At 49.8% G+C, this 12,851-nt stretch carries 5 protein-coding genes; 2 read left to right on the forward strand and 3 right to left on the reverse strand.

Annotated elements, in window-relative coordinates; translation table 11 throughout:
- Window positions 1-517: 517 nt before the first annotated feature.
- From F7D20_RS04705 to F7D20_RS04715, 3 genes are all read right to left on the reverse strand, one after another.
- Window positions 518-1,372 carry a 4-hydroxy-3-methylbut-2-enyl diphosphate reductase gene (locus F7D20_RS04705; RefSeq protein WP_022252440.1) on the reverse strand — a complete coding sequence of 285 codons (855 nt, stop codon included), beginning with the start codon at window positions 1,370-1,372 and terminating at the stop codon, window positions 518-520.
- A gap of 87 nt (window positions 1,373-1,459) precedes the next feature.
- Complete coding sequence (locus F7D20_RS04710; RefSeq protein ID WP_158463055.1) at window positions 1,460-2,524, reverse strand: DUF1573 domain-containing protein; 1,065 nt, start codon at window positions 2,522-2,524, stop codon at window positions 1,460-1,462.
- A gap of 81 nt (window positions 2,525-2,605) precedes the next feature.
- Window positions 2,606-8,314 (reverse strand): alpha-2-macroglobulin family protein, encoded by a 5,709-nt coding sequence (locus F7D20_RS04715; RefSeq protein ID WP_158463056.1) that lies wholly within the window; start codon window positions 8,312-8,314, stop codon window positions 2,606-2,608.
- A gap of 218 nt (window positions 8,315-8,532) precedes the next feature.
- On the opposite strand from F7D20_RS04715, the gene F7D20_RS04720 reads away from it, so the two are divergent.
- The gene (locus tag F7D20_RS04720) at window positions 8,533-11,028 is read left to right on the forward strand and encodes a GH36-type glycosyl hydrolase domain-containing protein (RefSeq protein ID WP_158463057.1); all 2,496 of its coding nucleotides are present in this window, start codon (window positions 8,533-8,535) and stop codon (window positions 11,026-11,028) included.
- A gap of 518 nt (window positions 11,029-11,546) precedes the next feature.
- Window positions 11,547-12,839, forward strand: coding sequence for an ATP-binding protein (locus tag F7D20_RS04725; protein ID WP_158463058.1), 1,293 nt, complete (start codon window positions 11,547-11,549; stop codon window positions 12,837-12,839).
- Window positions 12,840-12,851: the final 12 nt, after the last annotated feature.

Raw genomic sequence — 12,851 nt, forward strand, 5'->3', positions numbered from 1 at the left:
GAAAATTACCTGTCAAAACTTTTGGAGGCGAACGCATTTTGATGCGTCCGCCCTGAGTTTAGAACATAGAATTATATAGGCTAAAAGAACATTTATATAGTATAAGAGTAAGATTTCTTGTGGTTTGACGATTTTAGCTTACCCTCTTAGCGTTGTTTTTAACATGGTTGACTCGGTTGTTACTTATTTTATTTATCATTTACGTTGACTTACTTCATTTTAGTTATATTCATAGTTGACGACTTATGCTGAATAGTTACTAAAAGAGATTAAAGTATAAAAATATCTTAAACAAAAAGCTTTCAGCGAAACATTGTGCCGTTTCACGGAAAATAATTTGGTCAAAATGTACCTTTTCTGTACATTTGCATGTAGAGATTAGAATATCAGAACAAGGTAGTAATGATATAGATTATAAATTTTGAGTTAATTACTGTTTTTTGAAGGTGGTGGGTCCTCGTGAGAAGACGTACCACCTGTTTTGTTTATATTAACTTCTTCCCCATTCACGAACTTATTACAAATGGTTCAAGATAAACTCACGGCATTCTTCCATCAGCCATTTGGGAGTACTGGTAGCGCCACAAATTCCCACTGTGTTTACATCCTTGAGCCAGTCGAGGTTGATTTCATTGGCACTTTCTATCTGATAACTGTTGGGGTTCACGCGATGACATTCCTTAAAGAGCACCTTGCCGTTGGAACTCTTGCGTCCGCTCACAAAAAGCACGAGATCGTGCTTGGAAGCAAAGCTGGCTATATTAGGCATACGATTGGCCACCTGTCGGCAAATGGTGTCAAAACTCTTGAAAGTGGCGCCCTCTACAATATGCTCCTGACAATACTCTATGATACGATGAAACTCGTCAAGACTCTTAGTCGTCTGGGAATAGAGATAGATATCGCGAGAGAAATCCAGTTTCTCCACATCCTGGAATTTCTCAATCACGATGGCCTTGCTGGCAGTCTGCCCCACCAGTCCCAACACCTCTGCGTGTCCATTCTTGCCAAAGATGACTATCTGCGCATCCGGATTGCTGGTATACTGCCGCTTGATACGTTTCTGCAACTGTAACACCACAGGACAGGTGGCATCAATGATGTCTATATGGTTTTGCTCGGCCAGGGCATAAGTCTCAGGCGGCTCACCATGAGCACGCAACAACACCTTGACATGATGCAGCTTCTCCATATCCTCGTGGTTGATGGTGATTAGCCCGGCATGATGCAGTCGTTCCACCTCCATTCCGTTGTGTACGATATCACCTAAGCAATACAGTTGTCCACCTTTTTCGAGTTCTTCCTCAGCCTTCTTGATGGCAGTGGTCACACCAAAGCAGAATCCACTGCCATTATCTATTTCTATTTGCACGGTTCTTTCTTTTTTTTTACAGAACTTGTTACTTTGCGTTCTTACTTATCTGTTCCTATTTATCTGTTCTTAACAGACTCGTTTCTCTCACTTCACCTTTACCTTTACCACCACCTTGGCATTATCAGGATCGTTGGTTATCATGAGCACACGAGGATTCTTAGAACGCGACTTCTTCAGTTCGGATGCGACGGCTGTCACCTTGAGTTTAACCGTCTCTCCAGGCTGAATCTTCGACTTTTTGAGCGACACCTGAAGTCCCATGGTAAACATCTGCATACTTCTTATCTCGAGCACCGATTTGCCTTCATTGGTGATGAGGATTTCGCCCTTCACCTTTTTCTTGGTGCCGAAGTTACCAAGGTCGAGTGTGGTGGTAGATAGTTTCACCTTAGGCGCCTGTGCCAAGTCTTCGGCTGTCAACTTCTCGAAGTTTGGTAAAAGAACTGCCGACACACTGATTTCCTTCTCGGGTGCTACCTTGTCACCAAGATGCGAGCCAAGATAGATGGAAGTCTGATTCAGTCCCAAGTCGCGCAACTTGCGTGAGTCCAACATAACTGTGATCACACCACTGTGGCGTGGCGCCAACTTGGAAGGCGACACCTGTGCGGTGAGATAGGGAGGCAAGTGCAGCACTACAGGCTGCAGCACCTCGTCGGTAGGATTCATGATGTGGATGCGCTGCACGGGGCGGTCGCCTCGGTTGATGTCATCAAACTCCAGGTCCTGTATGTCGGTTTTCAACTTGCCCAACTGATAGGCGTAATTGCCAGCAAAGTCGACCACTCTGTCCACCACCTTTCCACGCATAGTAAGCACGAAAGGCTGTTCGTCGGCATTGCTGAAGAGTCCAATCTGCTTGATGAACGTGCCCATTTGCTTGGCATCGAATGTTGCCCTGACCATAAACGAATCGCCCGGTGCTATGTCTCGCTCAGGAAACTCCACCTCTGTGCATCCGCAACTCTTGCGCACCTGACTGATGCGCAAAGCCTTGTTGCCGACGTTCTTCAAAGGGAATTCTGCCGTTACGGGATTTCTGAACAACACCTGTCCACAGTCGATTGTCTCCTGCTGCGTGGTTATTTTCTGCGCCGATGCCGAAACCGCCAACAGCGATACCAGCATCCATATACTCATTCTTTTCATCTGTTCACTTTGTATTTATCAGTTCGTATATTCTGTTTCTTATTCTACTTTCGGAATTCTAAGAGTCAGGGAGTTAAGACATCACTCCTTCACATTCAGCCTATAAGCCTCTGCCCTTCCGCCAAACTCAGGACTGTAGGCACACTGCGCCGCACAGGTTCCTGCCTGATATTCGCCTTTGCGATCGATGTAATACTCCATCTCCACCACGTGCCTTCCTTTTGATAAACGGCCAAAGTAGAGATTTGTTGTATAATCCTTGGGTGCCACATAGCAACCCATGCTCCACTGATAGCCGCTCAATTGAGTGACGGGCTCCAAGCAGGCAGCGCGCTTATCCACCACTTGCACGAAGTCGTAGTCGCGGTCAGCTGTAATAGCAAGCACTACTTTTACCTTGTCGCCCACCTTCACGTTCTTGGCGTTCTCCACCTTTCTCACCACCTTGATGCCTGCCTCTGAGGCGGCTATCTCGGCAGAGGACTGCACAAACTGGGCGTATACTGCGCCCCAACTGGTGCCTTCGTTCTTCTTGTCAATCGTCAGCGTGTGTGGTGCGCCCTGCTTCGAGGTCTTCACATAGCCCAGTCCTGCCGTAGCCTGAGGCAACTGCAGTGGTTTGCCGTCTATACGGATAGTGGCATCGTCTGCCGACTTCTGCAGCAGTATTTCCTTACCATTGAGGTAGGCATAAACCGCATCCACCGTGTTGACTGGAGTATCCCAAGCCTGGGTGCGCTTCGACTGCAACAACCACAGCTTCATCTCGTCGATAGCTTGCTGAACGGTCAGATTCTCTGCGGCAAATGCCTTTCCAGCCTTTGTACCCAGCATCTCCGTTGCCTCGATAGCGGCCACCTGTGTAGGAATCTTATAGTCGCGCCAGCTATAGTAAGCATTGCGTGTGTCGAAGTATCTTCCCATTCCCGGTCTGCTTACCGAATACTCGGCTATGCTCTGCAGATAGTCGGCAGCCTTAGCCTGCTGTCCATTGCTTGCCAGCACCACGGCAGTTCTTGCCTTGCCATAGATGGTGAACTCACCGGTACGCTCTGCCATATTCTGCAGCAGATAAGTCGCTGCCGGATCAAGCTTGCGTCCGTCGAGCGAGAGAATATATAAATAATGTATAGCCAGTTCGCTCGGGCGCACATTTCTCTTCTTCTCCGCCTCTTTCTTCATGTCCTTCACTTCTGCAGCAGCCTTTCGCTGCAGATAGCGCAGAGCAGCAGTCAGCATGTCTTTGGTCTCCTGCTGTACACCCACCATACGGTTCAGCCTAACCATCATCTCAGCCACCTCGGTAGTCATGTATCTGCTGCCTTCCATGCCTTTCCACCAGGCGAAGGAGCCGTCGGCAAGCTGAAGCTTACGCAATTTTGCCACCTCGTCGGTCAGTCGGTTCTGACACAGCGACTCATCCAGATATTCAATCAATAGTTTTTTCTGCTCGCTCTCCCTGTCGGCATCCATCACCCAAGGTGTTTCGTTGAGCACAAGTTCGCGCAGTTCCTGATTCTTCTCCAGAACACTCTGCAGTGAGGAGCCAGCCTCGTCAGCCTTGCCACCCTTGGCTGCTCTTGCGCTTTCAGCCGAGGCTGCCTCCTGCTTCCACAACTTCACTACCTGTGCGATGACAGGACTCTGCTTCATGATGTGGCGGGCGATGCTGTTGCTGTAGATAGCCGACATCAGCGAGACGGCATTGTCGTCTTTTGCCTTGCTGAGCGATGGCAGAGCCTGAATCATCAGCCAGCTTGGATTGTTGCTGTACTCGATAGTCACCTTGGCGCGTTCTGCCTGTGCAGCCTGTTTGCCTTCCTTGTCGGCAAAGAGCGAAGTGAGGTCGAAGTGCTTCTCTCCTTTCTCGGTCAGTGTGATGGGCAGGGTGCGTGTTACGAGCTCGCTGTTTCCTAATACGGGCAGATAGTGCTGCTCGCCGTCGCTATAGCCACGACCGGCTGCCACCACCTTATTTATATATATACCTTCTTTCAGCCCCTGCACGTCAAACATCAGCGATGTCGATCCGTTGGCTTCCAGGTTGTATTTCTGAGTCTGTTGCCACACCACCTTGTTGGTTTCGGGGTCAAGGATCTGCATACGAGCACTGCCGTTCACCTTCCTGTCTGAGTTGTTGAACACTCTGACAGCCACCACAGCCTTGTCGCCTTCGCGCAGGAAGCGTGGCATATTGGGCTGCACCATCACCGTCTTTTGTGCCACAGCCTCGGCGTCTATGACGCCATGACACATCTCTCTATTATGAGCCAGTCCCACAAATCTCCAAGTTGTGATGCTCTCAGGCAGGGTGAAACGTATGGCCACATTACCCTCATCGTCGGTCTGCAGGGCTGGATAGAAGAAAGCCGTCTCGTTCAAGGTCTCGCGTGTCTGCACCTGGTCGAGCATTTCTTCAGTCTTTGCCGCCTCAGGCGCAGAGCAGCCCACAGCGATTCCTCCGTCAGCCACATCCTCTGCCGCGCTCTCGGTAAGTCCAAACAGCTGTTCGGCGTTAGCATATCTGGCTCCTCTGATGTGCATCACTCTACTTTCCTCCTTCACCAATTCATCGCGTTTGATGACGGGGGCTGTTGCCTTTGCACTCTCCACCGTTCTGTCTTCCATGGCACCTTTGGCTAAGAAGAACACCTTCTTGCCATAAAACTCGCTCTGGAAGTAGAACGGATTAAAACTGTCGGCCTGCAGTTCGTTCTCCTGATAATACTTGGTGGGAAAGTTGCTGCCGAAGCCCGCATAGCGGCTTCTCACGGCGAGATTGTTCTTCCAGTAGCAACTGGGCAGCGACTGATAGAAGCCTAAGTTCATCTGCCATGTAAGCCTCTGCAACGGGTCGAGCGACTTGTCGTAGAGCACACTCATCAACTGCGCCTTGGCTGGTTTTCCGTCGGGCGTAGTGATGCGCAGTGTCCATTCCTCCTTCTGTCCTGGTGTAAGCCGGTTGCGGAAAGTTTTCCACTCGATGTTCAGCTTCTTCTCGGGCATGGGGCGTGCGATGTTCATGGTGCGTGAGTAGCATTTCCCCTCCTTTATAAAGGCGTAGTTGAGCACGATGCCCGAGGCATATTCTGGTCGGTAGGTGAAGGGCAAGGTGACGATGCTGTCGCCCAGTTCCCATGCACCTTTCTCGATCAGCTTGTTACCGGCGATGATCGAGTAGACGATGTGCACACCGTTGGCCGATGACCCAACCTGCAGATAGACAGGCTTGCCGTCGGTGCGGAAGCTCGTGGCAGTCTGATAGCTCCAGTGCATGGTCTCCTCCATCGGCCTGGTGTCCTTCATACTAAAGAGGACGAACTTATGCTGCAGACTGTCCTGTCCGCACACAGCCTCCACCATGTGCATGCCCGATGCCAAATGTTGCAGTTGCACAGGCTCATTGGCCTCAGCATCAAGCCACTCGCCCCCATCTATGCGATACTTCAGCGAGTGGGCAATCTTTATTCCAGCACTGTTGAGGTAGGCAAAGGTCACCTGTTTCAGACTGTCGGTCTCCATGCGTTTAGGTAGGTCGACAGCAAAGGCGGTGGGCTTCGTGCCGAGAGGCAGACTCATCTCGCCTTCATGACTCTCGCCGCTGATGTCGGTGACGATGGCAGACACGTCGAAGTGGAAGAATCTCGCCACTCGCATAAAATCGTCAGCGCCATTGCTGTCGGCGCCAGTCAACTTTGCCTCTAATGGTATTTCCACATCAAAGCTTCCATCCTCACGGGTCACAGCCTCTCCTGTCATCACCTGTCGGTCGGCTGAACGTGAGCCCCACCACCACAGTTGATTGCGCCTTGTCACAGTGTATTCCACCTTGGCTCCCTGAACAGGCAGGCCTGCATAGGTCTTAGCTGTAGCTTTCACCACCACGGTGTCGCCCCATGTATATCGTTCGTTCACCTCGGGAAAGTTGATTTCAAAGGTGGGTTGCTTGTATTCTTCAACACGGAAGTAGCATCCATCGCCCATGGCTCTTACACTATACTGCCCAGTCAGTCCGCCTTGTGGCAACACGAAGTCGGCGGCAGCCATTCCGTAATCGTCCGTCGTGACAGTCTTCTCTGCCACCACCTTCCAGTTGGCATCATACAATTCCATCTTCACCTCCTTGCCCTTCTCAAATGCCTTGGCATCAGTCCCTCGCTCATTGATGGCGAGGATGGCAGCGGCATGCACCGTCTGTCCGGGACGATAGATGGCTCGGTCGGTATATAGATTGACGATGGTCTTGTTGTTTTTCTGCTCATAGTAGCGTGTACGCGAGAGATAGATGTCTCGTGCTGGACAGTATTTGTCGGTCGTGGTAGAAAGCAGCACGCTTCCGTCCACGTTCTTGAAGTACGCCTCACCCTCGGCGTCGCTGGTAAGCCTGGCATGCACGATACGCTTATGCTTCTTGGTTTTGAAGTCGTAGTAGTCGTCTCTGTAGAGTTCTATCCTTGCACCGGCAATGGGCTGTCCGCTCGTGGCACTAACCACTACATAGCGGTGCCTTTCGTCGGGCAACTGCTGTATCATCACAGCCAGGTCACTCACATAGAAGAGTCGTCGGGCTGGCGCCACACCAGGATTATCGGCCGTCACCTCCATGAGATAAGCGCCTATGGGCAGCGCTGGCAACAGGATGGAGTCTTTCACCTCCTCGTAGTTGGGATGACCGTAAAACAGTCTGCTGTATTCTTTCTCGTGCAGCGCTGAAGTCTTGGTCTTCAGCCACTTGTAAGTTTTCTCGTCCTGCACGTCGTATTCGTTGTCGGCAGTGATATCGAGGCGCGACAGCTTCACCTTTATGTTCTGCAGGTTGCGCACGCTGAGATGAACCCACTGCTTCTGTCCTGGGCGCAACACCTGCTGCAGGTCCTCGATGTCAAACATAGGTTCGGTGAGTCGTTTCTGTGCATTTCTCAACACGTTCATCCTCGACCATCCTCCCCATCGGCTCAGGGCATAGTTGATATAATTGAGCTTGTCAGCCGGTTTGATGTCGGTGGCTTCCTCCATGAAGCGATAGTGCTCCACCGCCAGTTCTCCCGCCTCGGGAATATCTTGATATACATGGATGAGCGAGTCGATGGCATTGAGATACTTCGATTTTTTCACCTCTCTCACGTCGTCCTGACGATATTTCTGAATCACCTCAAAGGCACACAGACAGGCTGCACCTCTGTTGCCCACCTTATTATAATAGGTGTACATCTCCAGGTAAGCCTCCTTCGTGTCGGCCTCAAACCCGATGAGATGCAGCATGTCGTTGCCAAACGAAGCACCGTCGAGTCCTCTCATGGTGAGTGGCGCATACTCGGTAGATGCGTGGCGTGTCAGTAGCTCGGGCTGCGCCAGCGCCTTCATGAAGTACGCTTGTGCCTTAGCCCTGTTCACACGATAACGCTTATTAGCGACTTCCTCGTCGCTTGCGTCAATGTAGTAAACATTCTCCTTGTAGAGTTTTCCCAACACAGCATTCCATACGGCCTTGAGCATTGGGTCGGCAGTGTGCTGTTCCTGCAGCCTCAGGCGTTGGATAGCAGGAGTCAGCGAGTCGGTGGAGATTGATTTCCACAGCATCGCCTGTCTCATCTCGGCAGCCAGCAGTTGTCCGTAGTCTTTCGACGCGGAAGCCTTGGCGCTTATTTTTCTCATCACACCGATCTCGCTCTTCGGAAGGTCTTTCTGCCTGTAGGCATCAGCCTGCTTCCAAAGGTTGTCGTAAGTCTGAGCCATCGTTTGTATCACGGCAAACAAGGCAATGATAAGTGCTAAAATGTTTTTTTTCATAAGCCAAGTGTATGAAATGTTAACAATCCGTTTGATTTCAAACCTAATCTATTGCAAAAATACAAAAAATATCAGTTATCTAACTTTACAACTATAACTTTTTACTAACTTTGCATCAAAATCATGCAAATAATCTAAAAAATAGCATTCTGTTTCTCGTAAGAATTCAGTTCTACGTAATAAATAAGTAAAAAACCAATAAAAATACTACAAAGACAATGGCAGAGAAAAAGTATGGTCATTTCGATGACGACAATCGCGAGTACGTAATTACCGATCCACAGACCCCATGGCCTTGGATCAACTATTTGGGAAACGAGGATTTCTTCTCGCTCATCTCCAATACAGCAGGCGGCTATTCCTTCTACAAGGACGCAAAATTCCGGCGTATCACCCGCTACCGATACAATGGTGTGCCTATGGACAATGGCGGCCGCTATTTCTATATCAAGGACGGCGACACCGTGTGGAATCCCGGATGGAAGCCCTGCAAGACTCCACTCGACAGCTACGAGTGCCGTCACGGTATGAACTATACCCGCATTACGGGAAGCAAGAACGGTGTGGAGGCAAGTGTGCTCTTCTTTGTTCCGCTTCACACCTGGGCTGAGGTACAGAAGATGACGCTCAAGAATCAGTCGCAGGAGACGAAGACCCTCAAGGTGTTTTCCTTTGCCGAATGGTGCCTGTGGAATGCAGCCACCGATATGGAGAACTTCCAGCGCAACTTCTCCACCGGCGAGGTAGAGGTGGAAGGCTCCACCATCTATCACAAGACCGAGTATCGTGAGCGTCGCAACCACTACGCCTTCTATACCGTCAATACAGAAATCCAGGGATATGACACCGACCGCGAGAGCTTCATCGGACTCTACAACGAGTTCTCTGAGCCACAGGCTGTGACGGAGGGCAAACCACGCAACAGCTTTGCCCACGGCTGGAGCCCTATCGCGTCGCATTATATCGAGGTGACACTGCAGCCAGGCGAGAGCCGCGATCTCATCTTCCTCTTAGGATATGTGGAGAACGAACAGGACAAGAAGTTCGTCGCCAAGAAGGTCATCAATAAGGAGAAGGCTCATCTGCTTATCCAGCAGTTTAACACTACTGAGAAGGTGGACGCTGCCTTCGCAGAACTCAACCAGTACTGGGACAACCTGCTGAACATCTTCACCATAAAGAGCGGCAACGATAAGTTAGACCGCATGGTGAACATCTGGAACCAGTATCAGTGCATGATCACTTTCTGCATGTCGCGCTCGGCAAGTTTCTTCGAGAGCGGCATCGGTCGTGGCATGGGCTTCCGCGACTCCAACCAGGACCTCGTGGGCTTTGTGCATCAGATTCCCACCCGTGCACGGCAGCGCATCATCGACATTGCCAGCACCCAGTTCCCAGACGGCGGCTGCTATCATCAGTATCAGCCACTCACCAAGCGCGGCAACAACGACATCGGTGGCGGATTCAACGATGATCCATGCTGGCTCATCTTCGGAACCGTGGCTTACATCAAGGAGACGGGCGACTTCTCCATCCTCTCCGAGCAGGTGCCTTTCGACAACCAGCCGGGCAGCGAGGTAAGTCTCTTCGAGCACTTGAAGATTTCGATGAACCATGTCATCAACAACCTCGGTCCTCACAAGTTGCCACTCATCGGACGTGCCGACTGGAACGACTGCCTCAACCTCAACTGCTTCTCGTGGAATCCTAACGAGAGTTTCCAGACAACAGAGAACAAGGGAGAAGGCTCCAAGGCAGAGAGCCTGATGATAGCCGGACTCTTCGTCGTTACAGGCAAGGACTATGTGGCGCTCTGCAAGCAGCTCGCCAAGGAAGCCGCAAACAGCAGTGAAGGCACTATCGCTGGTCTCGCCGAGAATGACTACCTCGCAGAAGCCAACCGTATGCAGCAGGCAGTAGACCAGATGAGCGAAGCCGTGAAGCAGCACGGATGGGACGGAGAATGGTTCCTCCGTGCCTACGACTTCTTCGGCAACAAGATAGGAAGTGATGAGAACGAGGAGGGCAAGATCTTCATCGAGAGTCAGGGCTGGTGTACCATGGCGGGCATCGGACTGGAAAACGGTCTCTGCGACAAGGCACTGGATAGCGCCAAGGAGCGTCTGGAGTGCGAGCACGGAATGGTGTTAAACAATCCTGCCTATACCACCTATCATGTAGAGATGGGCGAGATTTCCTCTTACCCAGAGGGCTACAAGGAAAATGCCGGCATCTTCTGCCACAACAATCCTTGGGTTATCATCGGTGAGACTGTAGCGGGACGTGGCAACGATGCCTGGAACCACTACACCAAAATTCTGCCCAGCTACGTGGAAGAAAAATATCAGACACTACACAAGGTGGAACCATACGTGAACTGCCAGATGGTGGCAGGCAAGGATGCTGCCCGTCCGGGCGAGGGAAAGAACTCATGGCTCACAGGCACCGCAGCATGGATGTGGTACACCGTCAGCGAATTCATTCTCGGCATCAAGCCCGACTACGAGGGTCTTCTCATCGATCCCTGCCTTCCAAGCACCGCTAAGGAGTATGAGGTAGTGCGCAAGTTCCGTGGTGGCGAGTACCACATCGTGATAAAAAATCCCGATGGCAAGGAGAAGGGCGTAAGCCGCATCACCGTAGACGGCAAGCTCATCAGCGGAACCATTGTTCCCTGCTCCCCAGGCAAGCACGAAGTCCACGTAGAGATGTAACTACCCCAAAAACAAAAAGGAGGGTGTGTCATAAGTCTGTGACGCACCCTCATCTTTATTTTATTAACACTATTCTTACTTACAAGAACTTACTTCACCTCCTCGAAATGCAAACCGTTATTAAACAAGCCATCTGCGTGAACGTGCTGCAAATGTGCTGCAATTATGGAAATAAGCAACGATAAGCAAACACGCACTCAACTGCTGCAAAGGTAGTGCAAATGAGCGGAATATCAAAACAAATACGAAGTTTTGTTTTGTATTCCCGAGTGCAGCCTACCTTATTAAAAGGTAGTGTTTTTACTTGTAAACACTAAATGTAGTACCTCAAAAACTACAAACGAAATACAGCAAAAAATACAAATGAATTGCCACAAAAGTTAGTTCTAAACTACCACAAAAGTTAGCAATAAAACAGCACAATTCATAGTGTTAAATATCCACAAATATCTGTTTTTGCTTGCATACATGACTGAATATCACTAACTTTGCATACATAATCAAATCACGGTTACAATATGAGTTATTCACATAGAATTGCAGACCTTCAACTGGCAGAGCGTCTTGAGGCTTTCGGGGCTGTACTAATAGAGGGGCCTAAGTGGTGCGGAAAGACAACAACTGCGGAACAAATGAGCAAAAGTGTCATTAAGATGCAGGACACGGAGATGCAGGAAGAATACGCTGCAACTGCTGCCTCAAAACCATCATTGTTGTTGATGGGTGAAACTCCTCGTCTTATAGATGAATGGCAGGATGCTCCTGTGCTTTGGGATGCCGTGCGTACTATGGTGGACAGGCGTCAGGTTCCAGGCCAATTCATTCTTACAGGGTCTACTGTTGTAGACAGAAGTAAAATACATCATTCTGGTACGGGTAGGATTTCACGAATGAAGATGTTGCCAATGAGTCTATGGGAGTCAGGAGAGTCTAACGGAAAAATTTCACTTAAAGAATTGTTTGATAATAAAGACTTAGACATAGACGGCATCACTTCAGATATGAAGATTGAAGACTTGATTTATGCTGCTTGTCGTGGTGGATGGCCTGCATTTCTAAATATGAAGAGTGATAAGGCAAAGCTACTTATTGCACGCAACTATGTTGATGCCATTTGTCGTGACGATATCTCAAGAGTGGATGGCGTACAAAGGGATGAACGGACAACTCGTGCAATATTGCGTTCGTATGCCCGTAACATCTCAACATTGGCAAAGAATACCGCTCTGTTAGCTGATGTAACAACCTCTGGGGAAGTTTCACTTTCTATGAGTGCGTTTGAGGATTATGTAACCTCCCTCAACAAATTGTTCGTTATTGACAACATCGAAGCATGGTGTCCTGCAGTCCGAAGCAAGACTGCAATTCGAAGTGGTATAAAACGAGCTTTCGTAGACCCATCCATTGCAATTGCATCATTAGGACTTTCCCCAGAAGCATTGATGACGCAGCTCAAAACCTTTGGTTTCATCTTTGAGCAGATGTGTGCGAGAGACCTTCGGGCTTATACTCCAGGTTTTGGCAATCATCTGTCATATTATCGCGACCGCTACGGACTGGAAGCAGACCTTGTGCTTCATCTTGACGATGGACGCTATGCTCTGATAGAGTGCAAGCTTGGCAGCCGTGAAATAGAAGAAGGAGCCAAACATCTTTTGGAAATTAAACGACTCATTCAAGTGCATAATGAGACAGAAAAGCAGGTGCCGCTGCGCGAACCCGATTTGATGATTGTCATGACAGGTGGCAGCATGGCTTACACACGCCCAGACGGAGTCAGAGTCATACCGCTTGCTTGTTTGAAAGATTAAAAAAGACATGGC

The organism is Segatella copri (genome assembly GCF_009495355.1).
Classification (GTDB): Bacteria; Bacteroidota; Bacteroidia; order Bacteroidales; family Bacteroidaceae; genus Prevotella.

Bases quoted from the DNA above. Each gene is read 5' to 3' on its own strand.
- F7D20_RS04710 (WP_158463055.1), bottom strand. From the start codon at position 2,524: ATGAAAAGAATGAGTATATGGATGCTGGTATCGCTGTTGGCGGTTTCG.
- F7D20_RS04715 (WP_158463056.1), bottom strand. From the start codon at position 8,314: ATGAAAAAAAACATTTTAGCACTTATCATTGCCTTGTTTGCCGTGATA.
- F7D20_RS04720 (WP_158463057.1), top strand. From the start codon at position 8,533: ATGGCAGAGAAAAAGTATGGTCATTTCGATGACGACAATCGCGAGTAC.
- F7D20_RS04725 (WP_158463058.1), top strand. From the start codon at position 11,547: ATGAGTTATTCACATAGAATTGCAGACCTTCAACTGGCAGAGCGTCTT.